The organism is Marivita sp. (assembly GCF_051251565.1).
Lineage (GTDB): Bacteria > Pseudomonadota > Alphaproteobacteria > Rhodobacterales > Rhodobacteraceae > Marivita.
On record NZ_JBPOFB010000011.1, the window covers coordinates 37,869 to 52,705 of the forward strand.

Annotated in this window: 16 protein-coding genes; 13 read left to right on the forward strand and 3 right to left on the reverse strand. The window is 59.0% G+C overall.

Annotated features, from left to right (window positions below):
- Nucleotides 1–105: 105 nt before the first annotated feature.
- The 4 genes from ACSHXH_RS13950 (at nt 106) to ACSHXH_RS13965 (ending at nt 3,690) form a co-directional block, all read left to right on the forward strand.
- On the forward strand, nt 106–993 hold the full coding sequence (locus tag ACSHXH_RS13950; RefSeq protein ID WP_435672477.1) for a PfkB family carbohydrate kinase: 888 nt from the start codon (nt 106–108) through the stop codon (nt 991–993).
- A 1-nt stretch (nt 994) separates the two neighbouring features.
- On the forward strand, nt 995–1,912 hold the full coding sequence (locus ACSHXH_RS13955; RefSeq protein WP_435672417.1) for a pseudouridine-5'-phosphate glycosidase: 918 nt from the start codon (nt 995–997) through the stop codon (nt 1,910–1,912).
- Between the two features lie 83 nt (nt 1,913–1,995).
- A complete protein-coding gene (locus ACSHXH_RS13960) occupies nt 1,996–2,676 on the forward strand; it encodes a DUF502 domain-containing protein (protein WP_435672418.1) in 681 nt (226 codons plus the stop codon).
- A 96-nt stretch (nt 2,677–2,772) separates the two neighbouring features.
- Nucleotides 2,773–3,690 (forward strand): sodium:calcium antiporter, encoded by a 918-nt coding sequence (locus ACSHXH_RS13965; protein WP_435672419.1) that lies wholly within the window; start codon nt 2,773–2,775, stop codon nt 3,688–3,690.
- On the opposite strand, the gene ACSHXH_RS13970 is transcribed toward ACSHXH_RS13965, so the two are convergent.
- Together ACSHXH_RS13970 and ACSHXH_RS13975 are read right to left on the reverse strand one after the other, a co-directional pair.
- Nucleotides 3,674–4,705: a patatin-like phospholipase family protein gene (locus ACSHXH_RS13970; protein WP_435672478.1), complete on the reverse strand. Its 1,032-nt coding sequence runs from the start codon at nt 4,703–4,705 to the stop codon at nt 3,674–3,676. The two genes, ACSHXH_RS13965 and ACSHXH_RS13970, sit on opposite strands and share 17 nt — an antisense overlap.
- A 79-nt stretch (nt 4,706–4,784) precedes the next feature.
- Nucleotides 4,785–5,558, reverse strand: coding sequence for a 3-hydroxybutyrate dehydrogenase (locus tag ACSHXH_RS13975; RefSeq protein WP_435672420.1), 774 nt, complete (start codon nt 5,556–5,558; stop codon nt 4,785–4,787).
- Nucleotides 5,559–5,984: 426 nt separating this feature from the next.
- Between ACSHXH_RS13975 and ACSHXH_RS13980 the strand changes: the two genes are divergently transcribed.
- From ACSHXH_RS13980 to ACSHXH_RS13990, 3 genes are all read left to right on the forward strand, one after another.
- A complete protein-coding gene (locus tag ACSHXH_RS13980; protein WP_435672421.1) occupies nt 5,985–7,802 on the forward strand; it encodes an extracellular solute-binding protein in 1,818 nt (605 codons plus the stop codon).
- A 21-nt stretch (nt 7,803–7,823) separates the two neighbouring features.
- Nucleotides 7,824–7,922: an entericidin EcnA/B family protein gene (locus ACSHXH_RS13985; protein WP_435672422.1), complete on the forward strand. Its 99-nt coding sequence runs from the start codon at nt 7,824–7,826 to the stop codon at nt 7,920–7,922.
- Nucleotides 7,923–8,040: 118 nt separating this feature from the next.
- Nucleotides 8,041–8,274 (forward strand): hypothetical protein, encoded by a 234-nt coding sequence (locus ACSHXH_RS13990; RefSeq protein ID WP_435672423.1) that lies wholly within the window; start codon nt 8,041–8,043, stop codon nt 8,272–8,274.
- A 4-nt stretch (nt 8,275–8,278) separates the two neighbouring features.
- Here the strand turns inward: ACSHXH_RS13990 and ACSHXH_RS13995 are convergent, their stop codons facing one another.
- The gene (locus ACSHXH_RS13995) at nt 8,279–8,902 is read right to left on the reverse strand and encodes a helix-turn-helix domain-containing protein (protein WP_435672424.1); all 624 of its coding nucleotides are present in this window, start codon (nt 8,900–8,902) and stop codon (nt 8,279–8,281) included.
- A gap of 78 nt (nt 8,903–8,980) precedes the next feature.
- On the opposite strand from ACSHXH_RS13995, the gene ACSHXH_RS14000 reads away from it, so the two are divergent.
- The 6 genes from ACSHXH_RS14000 to ACSHXH_RS14025 all read left to right on the forward strand — a co-directional run bounded on the left by ACSHXH_RS14000 (nt 8,981) and on the right by ACSHXH_RS14025 (nt 14,792).
- Nucleotides 8,981–10,489, forward strand: a complete 1,509-nt coding sequence (locus ACSHXH_RS14000) for a class I adenylate-forming enzyme family protein (protein ID WP_435672425.1) — start codon at nt 8,981–8,983, stop codon at nt 10,487–10,489.
- 65 nt (nt 10,490–10,554) lie between these two features.
- Complete coding sequence (locus tag ACSHXH_RS14005; protein WP_435672426.1) at nt 10,555–11,202, forward strand: DsbA family oxidoreductase; 648 nt, start codon at nt 10,555–10,557, stop codon at nt 11,200–11,202.
- Nucleotides 11,199–11,576, forward strand: a complete 378-nt coding sequence (locus ACSHXH_RS14010; RefSeq protein ID WP_435672427.1) for a potassium channel family protein — start codon at nt 11,199–11,201, stop codon at nt 11,574–11,576. The genes ACSHXH_RS14005 and ACSHXH_RS14010 overlap by 4 nt, the downstream gene beginning before the upstream one ends.
- 82 nt (nt 11,577–11,658) lie before the next feature.
- Complete coding sequence (locus tag ACSHXH_RS14015) at nt 11,659–12,879, forward strand: MFS transporter (RefSeq protein WP_435672428.1); 1,221 nt, start codon at nt 11,659–11,661, stop codon at nt 12,877–12,879.
- Nucleotides 12,880–12,904: 25 nt separating this feature from the next.
- Nucleotides 12,905–14,119 carry an NADP-dependent isocitrate dehydrogenase gene (locus ACSHXH_RS14020; RefSeq protein WP_435672429.1) on the forward strand — a complete coding sequence of 405 codons (1,215 nt, stop codon included), beginning with the start codon at nt 12,905–12,907 and terminating at the stop codon, nt 14,117–14,119.
- 52 nt (nt 14,120–14,171) lie between these two features.
- A complete protein-coding gene (locus ACSHXH_RS14025) occupies nt 14,172–14,792 on the forward strand; it encodes a YitT family protein (protein WP_435672430.1) in 621 nt (206 codons plus the stop codon).
- Nucleotides 14,793–14,837 lie beyond the last annotated feature (45 nt).

A 14,837-nucleotide genomic window follows, 5' to 3' on the forward strand; every position in this document is an offset into this window, starting at 1 on the left:
GCAACAGCCGTGCCACAAAGCGCAGGCGGCAACAATGGGCGGCGAGACAGGATGTTTGGCAATCCGACCCTTGCGCTGATCCAACACTCGGGCGATGACGGGCGCATGACACAGCGCCCTGATATCCTTTGCATCGGCTCTGTCCTCTGGGACGTGATTGGCCGATCTGACCGCCACATGAAGCACGGGGCCGACGTGCCCGGCCACATCACGCGCCTGCCCGGCGGCGTGGCGCTCAATATTGCAATGACACTGGCGCGGTTCGATCTTTTGCCTGCTGTGCTCAGCGTTGTGGGTCGTGACCCCGAAGGCGAAACGCTGGTCGCGGCCTGTGCGCAATTGGGGCTGATCACGGATCACCTCTACCGCTCGGATGACCTGCCTACCGATCAATACATGGCGATCGAGGCGGCAAACGGGCTGATTGCCGCCATTGCCGACGCCCATTCACTGGAACAGGCGGGCGACAAAATCCTGCGTCCGCTGATCGATGGCCCCTTGGGGTTTGTCGAAGCACCCTTTCCGGGCCCCATCGCGCTGGACGGCAACCTGACCGAGGCGCTTTTGGACACTATCGTCCGGCACCCGGCGTTCTCCAAGGCGGATTTGCGGATCGCGCCTGCGTCGCCCGGCAAGGCCGAACGCCTGTTTCCCTTCATCCGCAGCGGCAAAGGTGTGCTTTATGTCAACCTCGAAGAGGCCGGGCTTCTGTGCCAGACCGAATTCACAAATGCGCCTCAGGCAGGTGCTGCCCTGATCGAACGCGGTGCCGCGCGGGCGCTGGTCACCGATGGGGGCAATGTCACCTGTGATGCCACGCGCGACGGCATTCTTGCCGAACGCCCGCCCGAGGTGATGGTCACCCGCGTCACGGGGGCTGGCGACACATTCATGGCCGCCCATATCGCGTCCGAATTGCGCGGCGCTGACCGCCCCACAGCGCTGCACCGCGCCCTTGCCACAGCCGCGGCCTATGTTGCCGGAGGAACCTGACATGACCACCCTGCCCCTTGATATCTCGCCCGCCGTGCAAGCCGCGCTTGACGCGGGCCGACCCGTGGTCGCGCTGGAATCCACCATCATCACCCATGGCATGCCCTGGCCCCAGAACCTTGAAACCGCCCGCGCGATCGAAGCCACCGTGCGCGACGCAGGCGCTGAACCTGCAACCATCGCGGTTCTGCAAGGCCGCCTTTGCGTGGGCCTTGACGCAGACCAGCTTGACGCGCTGGCGCAGGCCAAACAGGTGGCCAAGCTCAGCCGCGCGGATATGGCGGTTTGTATGGCCAAAGGTGGCACCGGGGCGACCACAGTTGCCGCCACCATGATCGCCGCGCATTTGGCAGGGATTAGGGTTTTTGCCACAGGTGGCATCGGCGGTGTGCATCGCGGCGCGGACCAAAGTTTTGACATCTCTGCCGACCTTCAGGAATTGGCGCAAACGCCGGTCACAGTCGTGGCAGCCGGGGCCAAAGCAATCCTTGACCTGCCCAAGACGCTCGAAGTGTTGGAGACCCTTGGCGTTCCGGTCATGGCCTATGGGCAAGACATGCTGCCCGCCTTCTGGTCGCGGACCTCAGCGCTCAAGGCACCGCTGCGCGCCGACTCTGCGCTGGACATCGCCAAGGCCCATGTGATGCGCGTCGCACTGGGCCTGCCTGGCGGGCAGCTCATTGCCAACCCGATCCCTGCCGAGGCTGAAATCCCGCATGCGCAGATTCATCCGATCATCACGCGGGCGACCCAAGATGCTGAGTCGCATGGGATCTCGGGCAAGGCGCTAACGCCCTACCTGTTGCAACGCATCTTTGAGCTGACCGAAGGGCGTTCCTTGGACGCCAATATCGCATTGGTGCTAAACAATGCCCGCCTTGGGGCACAAATTGCACAGGAATTGACGTCTCTGCGTTAAAAATCAGGCTGTTGCGCCCTCACCCCATTGTAGAGCGCCGTTTGACAACCTAGGTTTTCGAGGAACCATGGACGGACGCCTTGATGACCACCCCATTTGATCCAGAACGCCGCAAACCCGGGATGTTCGCCCGCCTGCGCGCCAGTTTTCTGACAGGGATTGTCGTCATTGCCCCGGTCAGTCTGACGATTTGGCTGATCTGGAGCATCATGGGCTGGGTTGACGGATTCGTCCTGCCGCTCGTGCCAAGCCGCTTCAATCCCGAGCAATATATCGGTATCAACTTGCGCGGTGTCGGCGTCATCATATTCCTGCTGTTCACGATCTTTGTCGGCTGGGTTGCCAAGGGGCTGATCGGCAGGTCGCTGATCCGTTTTGCTGAAAGCCTTGTGGAACGCATGCCGGTTGTTCGGTCGATCTATAGCGGCGTCAAACAGATTGCAGAGACGATTTTTGCCCAATCAGAACGCAATTTCGAAAAAGCCTGCCTGATCCAGTATCCGCGCAAGGGTATCTGGGCCATCGGTTTCATCTCGACCGATGCACGTGGAGAAGTGGCGCACAAGGCCGAAACCATGGGGCGGCTGATGTCGGTGTTCGTACCCACCACGCCCAACCCGACCTCGGGGTTTTTGCTGTTCTTCCCGGCGGAAGACGTGATCGAGCTGGATATGTCGATTGAAGACGCTGCAAAGCTCGTGATCTCGGCAGGGCTAGTCTACCCCAACGCCAAAGACCCTACACAACCTGCCAAAGCCGCGTAATTATTCGCAGCGCCCGCTTGAACGGGCGCGCGCGCCAGCACACCTATATTTCACGGTCCGCTGCCGAGCTGCGCGTGACAGGCTGGGAGACACTTCTTGGATACTATTTTCGTGGCCTTCGGGTTGGTCGCGGTGCTGGCGGGCGGCGATCTTTTGGTGCGCGGTGCTGTGGGTATAGCCCGTCAGTTTGGTGTGTCGCCCATGGTGATTGGACTTACGCTTGTCGGCTTTGGCACCTCTGCGCCGGAACTAGTGACATCGCTCAGTGCGGCGCTGGCGGGTGTGCCCGACATTGCCGTTGGGAACGTGGTTGGCAGCAACATTGCCAATATCTTGCTGATCCTCGGGGTAGCAGCCCTCATCCGTCCAGTCAGCGCGAACATGCCCGGCCTGCCCCGCGAGGCGATTTGGGTCGGAGGAAGTGCACTGTTGCTGGCGGCCCTGTCCTTGACCGGACAGATCGGCGCTGTGATGGGCGCAGGGCTTGTGGCAGGTTTGGCGGTTTATCTCTGGGGCGCGTTCCGATCCTCCACACCGCCCGATGACGACCCAAGCATTCCCACCGACCCGCTGCCCGGTGCTGCGCTGCGCCTTGCGTTTGGTCTCGCGCTGACCATTGGCGGGGCCATTGCGCTGGTCGACGGTGCCACTGGCATCGCGCGTGCCTATGGTGTTCCCGAAGCGGTGATCGGCCTTACGCTTGTCGCCATCGGCACGTCGCTGCCCGAACTTGCGACCACAATCATGGCGGCCCGTCGCGGTCAGTCCGATGTGGCGCTTGGCAATATCCTTGGTTCAGGCATCTTCAACATTCTGGGCATCTTGGGCACCACCGCGCTTGTTGTGCCGCTGAGCATCGATCTAAGCCTTGGGACCGATATCTTGATTATGCTCGGCACCACCGCACTTTTTCTGGTGATCCTGTTCGCGCGCAGGCAGATCAGCCGCCCCATGGGGGCTGCGTTTCTTTTGCTTTATGCCGGATACATGGCATGGCTCAGCCAAACATTTTGACCAGATCGACCGATTGCCGATGCCCGATATCCGCCTTGTGGTTTAACAAGAATTCCCCCGCCGCGCAGCGGCCCGCTTCTTTCAGACGGGTGATGATTGACGGAACAGGAACCAGCTTGGTGGCAACGGACAGGTTATTCATAAGCGCGTCGTCCGCGATCATGTGAACGCGCAGCTTTTTCATCGCACCTTCTTTCACGGATCCGTCCTCGATCAACCGTTGCACAAACTCGATCGCGCGCAATTCGCGCAGCAGCGATGAATTGAAACTAATCTCGTTAATCCGGTTCTGGATTTCGTTTGGCATCACAGGCACGGTGTCACGGTGCAACGGGTTGATGTTCACAATAACCAGATCGTCCGGCAATTGCGGTTTGAACAGCGGAAACAGCGCCGGATTGCCGGTATAGCCGCCATCCCAGAACGCTTCTACCACGCCGGTCTCGGGGTCTTCGACCTCGACCGCTTGGAACATTGTCGGCAGGCAGGCAGATGCGAGAATGGAGTGCGTGGTGATCCGGTCGCCGGTGAAAACCCGCACCTTGCCCGACCGCACTTGTGTGGCACAAACATACAGTTCGGGTCCGTCCTGGGCACACACACGCCCAAAATCGAACTGGTCCACGATCTTGGTCAAAGGATTTTCGTACAGTGGCCCCCAGGCATAGGGCGACATCATCCGCCCCAGCGTGTCGCCCAGCATGTAAATCGGCGAATACTCGATGCTTTTGCTGATCGCCGCAGGTGTGGGCAACCAGGCCTGCATCCATTTCGGCGTCGCCATATCATCCAGCCGCGCCACCTGGGACCACAGCCAATCCAGATTGTCCCGCGCGCCCTGTCGCCCATCCTTGAGCCATCCTGCCTTGAGTGCCGCCCCGTTCAGCGCCCCCGCAGACGTGCCCGAGATCGCGGCGATCTCGACATCGTCCTCTTCCAGAATCCGGTCCAACACACCCCATGTGAATGCGCCATGCGCGCCACCGCCCTGAAGTGCGAGATTGATCTTTACCATGCGGGTCCCCTGCGTCTGCGTGTTCCAAATGCCTTCGATGCGCATGACAGGCTGGGCCATTGCATCGCGCGATGCTGCATCAAAGTGCCGTCCATCCCCCATCCACCGAGATCGTCGTCCCGGTGATCTGTGCGGCGGCGTCCGAGCACAAGAACACCGCCGTGCCGCCGATCTGTTCGACCGTGGCAAATTCCTTCGAAGGCTGGCGTTCCAGAATGACCTTCTGCTTGGCCTCGTCTTCGGTCATGCCGTATTTCTTGGCGGTATCGGGGATCTGAGCTTCGACCAATGGCGTCAGCACATAGCCCGGACAGATGGCGTTGCAGGTGATCGGCTCGCGTGCGGTTTCAAGCCCGGTGGTCTTGGTCAGGCCAACAACCCCATGTTTGGCCGCGACATAGGCCGATTTATAGGGCGAAGCCGTCAACCCATGCGCGCTGGCCACGTTGATGATCCGGCCCCAGCCCGCCTTGCGCATCATCGGCAAGGCAGCAGCGGTGGTGTGAAACGCCGATGACATGTTGATTGCTATGATTGCATCCCATTTTTCCATCGGGAATTCGTCAATCGGCGCAACAAACTGAATGCCAGCATTGTTCACCAGAATATCGCAGGCGCCGGCTTGTTCGATCAGCGCGCGGCATTGGTCGGGTTTGGACATGTCGGCCTGAACATAGCGCGCTGTTACGCCGTGCGCGTCGCCAATCGCCTTGGCCAATGCGTGGTCATCCTCTGTGTTGGTGAATGAATTGATCACCACATCCGCGCCCGCGCGCGCCAGTTCATGCGCAACACCCAAGCCGATGCCCGAATTTGATCCCGTGATAACAGCGGTTTTGCCTTTAAGTGACATCATGCACCCCTTTTCTGCGTCTTTCGCTTGTGCGAGAGGCTACATGCTGCAACTGCATAATACAAAGAAGATCACGGGTCTGGAGCACAAGAATCACCGCACCCGCGAATCGCGTCTGCCCAAAGCCGTTGCGATTCAGCGCCCCAGAACAGCACTCAACCGGCCGCACCCATGCAACCCCGGGTTAGCCCTTGATTCACAGGTGTCTGACACATCAACGGATTTGGGGAATGCACAAAAAAAACCCCGGCACGAAGCCGGGGTTAAGTTATTGAGGCAGGTTTCATACAGGCAAGAAACCTATCGAGCAGTGGTGTCTTTATAGGCATTCTTTGCCCGCGATCCAAGCTAAAAGTTTGAAAAGCCTCAAAAGCCCGGTTACCGTCTAGGTCAAGAAAACAATGGCAGACAGGGATTGTAGCGAAAATGGGAACCGATTTTTTCCGCAAACAGCGCCTCGGCCTCGCGGCAATGGCACTCGCGCTTAGCGCGCATGCAGGCGCCGCAGAGCCACAACACGGCATAGCTATGTATGGCGACCCCGCGTTACCACCGGATTTTGTGTCCCTGCCCTATGCGAACCCGGACGCACCCAAGGGCGGACGCATCGTTACCGGAGAGACGGGCAGCTTTGACAGCCTGAACCCGCACATCCCCAAAGGCTCGACCCCATGGCAGCTTCGGTTTCTTGCCTACGAAAGCCTCATGGGCCGCAACTACGACGAACCGTTCACGCTCTACGGGCTGCTCGCCGAATCGATTGAGGTCGGAGAGAATCGCGAATGGGTGGAATTTGTCCTGCGCGAAGAGGCGAAGTTCTCGGACGGCACGCCGCTGACGGTCGAAGATGTGATGTGGTCCTACGAGGTGCTGGGCACTGTCGGCCACCCCCGCTATCACGGCGCATGGCGCAAGATCGCGTCGATGGAACAAACCGGGCCGCGCAGCATCCGCTTTACGTTCAACGAACAAGATCCCGAAATGGCGCTGCTCATCGGCATGCGGCCGATCCTGAAAAAGGCCCAGTGGGAGGGCAAGGATTTCGCTGCTTCCGGCATTGATGAGGTGCCCATAACCACGGCCCCATACGTGATCGACGATTTTGAAGCGGGCCGCTTTGTCAGCCTTAGGCGCCATCCCGACTATTGGGGGCAGGACGTCAATTTCATGCGCGGGCAGGCCAATCTTGATGAAATCCGCCTTGAATTTTACGGCGACGGCACTGCGATGTTCGAGGCCTTCAAGGCAGGCGCGCTGAACTCCAGCCGCGAATTCAACGCCGAGAAGTGGGACACCCAATACGATTTCCCCGCCATCGACAGCGGCGATGTGGTGAAATCCGTGATCCCGCATGAACGCCCCTCGGGCATCACCGGCTTCGTGATGAACACCCGCCGCGAAGCATTCCGCGACTGGCGAGTGCGAGATGCCATGATGCATGCATTCAATTTCGAATTTATCAACGAAACCATGACTGGCTCCAAACAGCCGCGCATCACGTCCTATTTCTCGAACTCGGTTCTGGGAATGCAGGAAGGTCAGGCAGAAGGCCGTGTGCGGGAATTGCTGGAACCCTTCGCCGACACGCTTTTGCCGGGCGCCCTTGAAGGATATGCCTTGCCCGTCAGTGACGGCGCCGAACGCAACCGGGGCAACATCCGCACAGCCATCGCATTGATGGAGGACGCGGGCTACACCATTGAAGAAGGTGTGATGACCCGCCCCGACGGCAGGCCCTTCACGTTTGAAATCGTGCTCAGTCAGGGCAGCTCGGAAAACGAGTCGATCATTGACCTGTTTACACAATCGCTTGAACGTATGGGCATCGCGCCGATCATCACCACGATCGACAGCGCACAATATACAGAACGCACCAACACTTATGATTTCGACATGACAGACTATCGTCGCGGCCTGTCGCTCAGTCCCGGCAATGAACAACGGCTTTACTGGGGCTGTGACGGGGTCGAAGCGCCAGGCTCGCGCAACCTGATGGGCATGTGTTCGCCTGCGGCAGAACAGATGATTGCTGAGATTCTCAATTCGCAGTCCCGAGACGACTTTATCGCCGCCACACGCGCGCTGGACCGGGTACTGACCACCGGGCGCTACGTCATACCGATCTACCAATGGAACATCAGCCGTATCGCCCATGCCAAGGAATTGAAATTCCCGGCATACTTGCCAATCTACGGGGACTGGATCGGTTGGCAGCCAGATGTGTGGTGGTGGGAAGAGGAGTGAGCCATGCGTGCTTGAGTTTTCATGATCTCGGTTGTGGGCGCGCTCAGCGCCTGCGCCACGGTTGACGGCATCGGTCAGGACATTTCAACGGCATCCCGCGCCGTTCAGGGGTGGTTCTGACGCTGTCCTGCGACCAAAGTCTGCGGCGTGCTGCCTCATGTGACCGCGCGCCGCTTAGGTGCTCGCGATTCTGTATGCCAAGCTCAATGCTGCGAGGGACGTTTGGAGGAGCGTCTTGATGAACTGGACGGATATTACAAAGAACTGGCACGCGGCCCTTGCACGGCTCGAAGCCCGGTTTCCTTTGCTGAACAAGGACACGCTGGCTCACCCGCCGGAAAGCCTGACAAACCTGTCAGAGCATCTGGCCATCACCCATGATCTGACTGCGCTTGAAGCAACAGAAGAACTGGCAGATTGGCTTTTGATTGAATCGCTGGCCCGACAAGCAAGCGAAATGGGCCTGCACTAGACCGCTAGGTTTGCAACGAGGTGACCCACAGGATCGTGGCGTCTTCGTCTGACGTGGAAACCACGTTATGGCCCATCGTCGCGTCGTAATAGGCACTGTCGCCACGACGCATGTCGATGGGTTCATAAAATTCGGTGTAAAGCCGGATCACCCCGGTCAGCACATATAGAAATTCCTCGCCGTCATGGCGCACCCAGCCGTCGAACTCATCCATCGACCGGGCCCGCACCCGCGCGCGGTAAGGCAACATCTGTTTCTTGGTCAGCGTTTCCGCCAAAAGTTCGTGTTCATATGTGGTTGTGGCATGATGTTGACCCTTTCCGTTAAGGGTCATCACCATCCGGCCATTGACTTTTTCGCGCTGCGGCGGCGTGAATAGCTGCGGCACGCCGATCTGTAGGCCCACGGCCAATTTCTTGAGCGCGTCATATGTCGGAGACATCTGGCCGTTTTCGATCTTCGACAAAGTGGATCGCGCCAGTCCTGCCTGCTGCGCCGCCTGTTCCAGCGTCCAGTTCCGCGCCTTGCGCAGATCCCGCACCCGCTCGCCAAGGTTCAATGGCTCGGGTTGGTCATGAGCGCCGGTGTCACGCGCAATGCGAATGAGGTTTTTGGGATCATCTGACATAGGCCTGTCTATAATCACAGCCCACGCCCCTCGCAACCGACGCTTGCGACGGCGGGCATTGCGTCCTACGCCTGTGCAATGACGCCACTTTCCGCCCAATGCCCCTATCCGCCCTGCCCGCAGAATTTCAATCTGGCCGCGCATGTGCTGGCTGCGGCCGAACGCGTGCCCGACAAGATCGCGCTCGCAATTGTGAAACCCACGGGCGCACAGCGGTGGAGCTATGGGCGGCTCAGGCAATCGGTGCTGGGCTGTGCAACCGGGTTGTTGAACAGCGGATTGAAACCCGGGGACCGTCTACTCATGCGGGTTGGCAATGTGGTCGAGTTTCCCGTGGCCTATCTTGCCGCGATTGCGGCAGGCATCATCCCGATCCCGACTTCAGCGCAACTGACCGAACCGGAGGTTAGGGTGCTCATGGACATGACTGCCCCGGCGGCTGTCTTGCATGACGGGGAAACGGCCTGTCCAGCAAACGCACACGTGATCGCCACGTCCCGGATGTCCGAATGGTACGGTTTGGCACCGGCCCGCTTTGATCTGGGCGACCCAAACCGCCTTGCCTATATCATTTTCACCTCGGGCACCTCTGGTACTCCCCGTGCCGTGTGCCATGCCCACCGCGCCATCTGGGCGCGCGGCATGATGATGGAAGGCTGGTACGGCCTGACCGAGACCGACCGCCTGATGCATGCGGGCGCGTTCAACTGGACCTATACGCTGGGCACCGGGTTGCTTGATCCCTGGACCAAAGGCGCGACTGCCCTGATCCCGGCGCAGGGTGTAGAACACGGGCAAATATCACTGCTCCTGAAACGCCATGAAGCCACGATTTTCGCAGCAGCACCGGGCGTTTACCGCCACATCCTAAAGTCCGGCGCATTGGACCTGCCCAATCTGCGCCACGGCCTGTCTGCGGGTGAAAAGCTGCCTGCATCCCTCCGCGACGCATGGCAGCGCGCCACGGGCGCACGCGTCTATGAGGCGTTCGGCATGTCCGAATGCTCAACCTTCATCTCAAGCGCGCCCGGATCGCCCGAGCTTTCTCCTGAAAGCCTTGGCTGGCCGCAACCCGGTCGGAACGTGGCAATTCTGGGCGATGCCGGTCCTGTCCCCATGGGGACACCAGGCATCATTGGCATTCACCACTCTGACCCAGGCTTGATGTTGGGCTATCTGGACCAACCGAAAGAGACATCCGCACGGTTCCAAGGTGATTGGTTTTTGACTGGAGACGTTGGAGAAGCCACAGAAAACAACGATATACTTTATCACGGCAGGTCCGACGACATGATGAACGCAGGCGGGTTTCGCGTCAGCCCGATCGAGGTGGAAGCAGCGCTTCTCACCCATCCTGACATCCATGAAGTCGGCGTGACCGATATCGAAATCAAACCCGACACGCGCATAATTGCAGCATACTATGTCGCCGACACCGAGATCGACCAAGACAGCCTTGATGCGTTTGCCGCGCAACAGCTTGCCCGGTACAAACAACCGCGCCTTTACAAACGGTTACACGCCTTGCCGCGCAACGCGAACAACAAGCTTTTGCGCCGCGCGTTGCCCGATCACCCCGGTGCATGATCGGTTTTCTTATCATTTCCGATGCGATCTGCTAGACCGCGAAAAAAGACACAAAGGAACAACACATGGTCAAGCTCGACATCATGTCCGACCCGATTTGCCCGTGGTGCTATATCGGCAAGACCAATCTGGACCGCGCGCTTGAACAGCGCCCCGATCATCCGTTTCTGATCACATGGCACCCGTTCCAGCTCAACCCTGACATGCCCAAAACCGGCATGGACCGCCGCGAATACCTTGAGACCAAGTTTGGCGGCAAGGCTGCCGCCATCAAAGCCTATGCGCCCGTGGTCGAACATGCCGCCAAGTCTGGCTTGAATATCAACTTTGAAGCCATTGAAAAGACACCGAATACCTTGGATGCGCATCGCCTGATCCACTGGGCCGGGATCGACGGCCACCAGAACGCTGTCGTCGATGCGCTCTTCCAAGCGTATTTTGTCGATGGTCGCGATATCGGCGATGCCGATGTTCTGGCCGATATTGCAGACGCCTGTGGCATGGATGCCAGCGTTGTTCTGCGTCTTCTTGCCACCGACGAAGACCAGCGCGACATCGTAGACCGTGATGCCGCGGCGCGCGGGATGGGGGTCAGTTCTGTGCCCACCTTCATCGTTGCCAGCCAACACGCCGTGCCCGGCGCGCAGCCGACGGACCTGTGGCTTCAGGTCTTGGACGATCTGGGTCAACAAGGGAATGCTCTGAACGGATGACGACGCGGGTGCGCATTGCCACGCTGATACTGACCCTTGTGCTGATTGTTGCATCGGGCACGATGTTTTTCCGCTGGGCCGAGGGGTGGAGCTGTCTTGATGCCTATTTCTTCACCGTCGTGACCTTGTCCACAGTGGGCTATGGCAGCCTTGTTCCTGCAACGGCTCTTGGCAAGATCGGGACAACGGTGTTCATCTTTGTCGGGCTGGGCGTGTTTGCTGTAGCAATTCAACAGTTTGGCATGTTCGCCATGCGCAAACGCGAAGAGCATGTGGAATGGATCGTCGGACGTCTGGGCAAGCCCGACTCCACCGCCAACACTGACGATGATCCGCACGGCAGACCGCCTCCATCGGCGTCACCAAGGCTCTGACGTCCGGTAGGTCTGTTCCCTTCCCGGTGTTGGTGCTAGGGCTGACCGCATATTTTCAGGACAGTCCCCCATGCCAAACGCTATGCCGCGCACAGAATTCATCGCCCTGATGGCAATGCTTGCGGCCACGGTGGCGCTGTCCATTGACGCGATGCTGCCCGCCTTGCAACAGATCGGCGCAGAGCTGACGCCGGACAACCTCAATAATGCGCAATTGATCCTGACCATGTTCGTGTTGGGCATGGGATTGGGCACGTTTTTCACCGGGCCCTTGTCGGACACGTTTGGACGCAAGCCGGTGATGCTTTGGGGCGCCGTGCTTTATACAGTCAGTGCATATGTGGCGTCCAAGGCACAGACGCTTGAGGTTCTGTTGATCGCGCGGGTGTTTCAAGGGCTTGGCGCAGCCGGTCCGCGGGTGGTGGCGATGGCCGTGGTGCGCGATCTTTACATGGGACGGGGTATGGCGCAGATCGTTTCATTGATCATGATCATTTTCACGCTCGTTCCGGCCATTGCCCCCTTGCTTGGATCTGTTGTGATCAACGCCTATAGCTGGCGTGCTGTGTTCTATGGGTTCATGATTTTCTCTGTGATCTCGGCGCTTTGGCTGGCGCTTCGCCTGCCCGAGACCCTGCCCTCCGAGCACCGCCGTCCGTTCCGCGTGCACAGCTTGCGCAGCGCCGTGGTCGAGATGTTCGTGCACCCGGTCGTACGCCTGTCCATCGTGGTGCAAGGCCTGTGTTTTGCGATGTTGTTTTCCATGTTGTCCAGTGTGCAACAGATCTACGACATCACCTTTGGCCGCGCCGACAGCTTTGCCCTGTGGTTCGGCTTTGTTGCCGTGGTGGCAGGCAGTTCGGGCTTTCTGAATGCCAGTCTGGTGATGCGGCTGGGCATGATGTTTCTGGTTCGCGCCATGCTGGTGGTGCAGGTTGGCCTGTCGGCGGTGATGATCCTGTTTGGCTATGCAGCGTCCGCCGGGTTTGTGTCGTCAGATCTGTTTTTCGCGTGTTTTGTCATTTGGCAAATCTCGGTCTTCTTTCAGGCGGGCATGACGCTGGGCAATCTGGCCGCCATCGCGCAGGAACCGATGGGCCATATTGCCGGCATGGCCGCCAGCGTGATTGGTGCGGTGGCAACGGTGGTGGGTGTTGCGCTTGCCATTCCTGTCGGGCTTTTGTTCGACGGAACCCCTGTACCGCTGGCCATTGCGATTTTCCTTGAGGCGGCGGCAGCCCTCTGGCTCATGCGGTTGATGATGCAAGCGGATGCGCAGATGAGCCCCTCACCCATGAATTGAGACGACACCGAAAAGGGACCCTCCAATGTCGAAGATCAAAGTTGAAAACCCGATTGTCGAAATGGACGGTGATGAAATGACCCGGATCATCTGGGATTTCATCAAGAAAAAGCTGGTCCTGCCCTATCTGGATGTTGACCTGCTCTATTACGATTTGGGCATCGAGGAACGCGACCGCACCAACGACCAGATCACCATTGATGCCGCCGAAAAGACCAAAGAGATCGGTGTTGCCGTCAAATGCGCCACGATCACCCCTGACGAGGCCCGGGTCGAAGAATTTGGCCTCAAGCAGATGTGGCGCAGTCCGAATGGCACGATCCGCAACATCCTTGGCGGTGTGATCTTTCGCCAACCCATTCTGTGCCGCAACGTGCCGCGTCTGGTGCCGGGCTGGACGAAGCCGATTGTTGTGGGACGGCATGCATTTGGCGATCAATACAAAGCGACGGATTTCAAATTCCCCGGCGCGGGGAAGTTGACGATGAAATTCGTCGGCGAAGACGGTACGGTGATCGAACGCGAGGTTTATGACGCGCCCTCGGCGGGGGTGTTCATGTCGATGTATAACCTCGACGCCTCTATCACCGATTTTGCCCGCGCATCGTTGAATTACGGGCTCAACATCGGGTGGCCGGTGTATCTGTCGACCAAGAACACCATCCTCAAGCAATATGACGGTCGGTTCCTGGAGATTTTCCAGCACATCTACGACACCGAGTTCCGCGACGCGTTTGATGCCAAAGGCATCGAATACCAGCACCGTCTGATCGACGACATGGTCGCCTCAGCGCTCAAATGGTCGGGCGGGTTTGTCTGGGCGTGCAAGAACTATGATGGCGACGTGCAATCCGATACGGTGGCGCAGGGGTTCGGGTCATTGGGCATGATGTCATCCATCCTCATGACACCCGACGGCAAGATCGTTGAGGCCGAAGCCGCACACGGCACTGTCACCCGTCACTACCGGCAGCATCAGGCGGGCGAACAGACATCCACAAATTCCATCGCATCGATCTACGCCTGGACAGGCGCGCTCAAGCATCGGGCCAAGCTGGACGAAAACATCAGCCTGCGCGCCTTTGCTGAAACGCTTGAACGGGTTGTGGTCGAAACGGTCGAGGCCGGGTTCATGACCAAGGATCTGGCACTTCTGGTCGGACCCGAGCAAAGCTGGCTGACCACGATGGGCTTTCTTGAAAAGCTGGATGAACGGCTGAATGCGGCCCTGACGGGCTAAGGATTTTGGCTTAGGGCTTGACGGGCAGATAATATGTCATAAGTGCTGACCTATGTTCTTGCTCAGCACCCCACCTGCCGACCGTCATACCCCGCTTGAGGACGTGCAAGGCATCCTTATCGGTGCCACTCTCGTGGCGCTGGCGGTGCATCTTCTTGCATCTGCAAGCCTGATGACGGGGCAAATCGCCGGGCTGTCTCTGCTGACCAGCTATGTCACAGACCTCAGTTTTGGCGTGATCTTCTTTGTATTCAACCTGCCATTCTACGTGCTCGCTGTGCATCAGATCGGCTGGACTTTCACGCTCAAGACCTTTGGTGCTGTGGCGGTGATGTCGGTGATGTCCGAACTGCTGCCACTGGTGCTTGATGTGACGATGGTGCACCCGGCGCTTGGCGCGGTGTTGGGTGGCGTGCTGGCAGGGGTGGGTTTGCTGTCGCTGTTCCGGCATGGGGCCACATTGGGCGGTGTCGGGATTGTAGCGCTGTGGTTGCAGGATGCGCGCGACATTCCTGCGGGCAATGTGCAACTGGTCTTTGACCTGTTTGTATTTGGCCTTGCAGTGATGCTGTTGCCCTTGGATGTGGTGATCTGGTCGCTCATTGGGGCGGTGATCCTGAACCTGATTGTGACGGTCAACCATCGCCGCGACCGCTATGTCGCGCGGTCCTGAGCGGCGCAATCCCGACTGACGCGCTGAAAACGACACATTGTCGCA

Excerpts from the sequence above, each read along its gene's own strand:
- ACSHXH_RS13990 (WP_435672423.1), top strand. The coding sequence starts at position 8,041 with ATGAACTGGACGGATATTACAAAGAACTGGCACGCGGCCCTTGCACGG.
- ACSHXH_RS13985 (WP_435672422.1), top strand. The coding sequence starts at position 7,824 with ATGATCTCGGTTGTGGGCGCGCTCAGCGCCTGCGCCACGGTTGACGGC.
- ACSHXH_RS13960 (WP_435672418.1), top strand. The coding sequence starts at position 1,996 with ATGACCACCCCATTTGATCCAGAACGCCGCAAACCCGGGATGTTCGCC.
- ACSHXH_RS13955 (WP_435672417.1), top strand. The coding sequence starts at position 995 with ATGACCACCCTGCCCCTTGATATCTCGCCCGCCGTGCAAGCCGCGCTT.
- ACSHXH_RS13975 (WP_435672420.1), bottom strand. The coding sequence starts at position 5,558 with ATGTCACTTAAAGGCAAAACCGCTGTTATCACGGGATCAAATTCGGGC.
- ACSHXH_RS14010 (WP_435672427.1), top strand. The coding sequence starts at position 11,199 with ATGACGACGCGGGTGCGCATTGCCACGCTGATACTGACCCTTGTGCTG.
- ACSHXH_RS14025 (WP_435672430.1), top strand. The coding sequence starts at position 14,172 with ATGTTCTTGCTCAGCACCCCACCTGCCGACCGTCATACCCCGCTTGAG.
- ACSHXH_RS14005 (WP_435672426.1), top strand. The coding sequence starts at position 10,555 with ATGGTCAAGCTCGACATCATGTCCGACCCGATTTGCCCGTGGTGCTAT.
- ACSHXH_RS13950 (WP_435672477.1), top strand. The coding sequence starts at position 106 with ATGACACAGCGCCCTGATATCCTTTGCATCGGCTCTGTCCTCTGGGAC.
- ACSHXH_RS14000 (WP_435672425.1), top strand. The coding sequence starts at position 8,981 with ATGACGCCACTTTCCGCCCAATGCCCCTATCCGCCCTGCCCGCAGAAT.
- ACSHXH_RS13995 (WP_435672424.1), bottom strand. The coding sequence starts at position 8,902 with ATGTCAGATGATCCCAAAAACCTCATTCGCATTGCGCGTGACACCGGC.
- ACSHXH_RS14020 (WP_435672429.1), top strand. The coding sequence starts at position 12,905 with ATGTCGAAGATCAAAGTTGAAAACCCGATTGTCGAAATGGACGGTGAT.
- ACSHXH_RS13980 (WP_435672421.1), top strand. The coding sequence starts at position 5,985 with ATGGGAACCGATTTTTTCCGCAAACAGCGCCTCGGCCTCGCGGCAATG.
- ACSHXH_RS14015 (WP_435672428.1), top strand. The coding sequence starts at position 11,659 with ATGCCGCGCACAGAATTCATCGCCCTGATGGCAATGCTTGCGGCCACG.
- ACSHXH_RS13970 (WP_435672478.1), bottom strand. The coding sequence starts at position 4,705 with ATGGTAAAGATCAATCTCGCACTTCAGGGCGGTGGCGCGCATGGCGCA.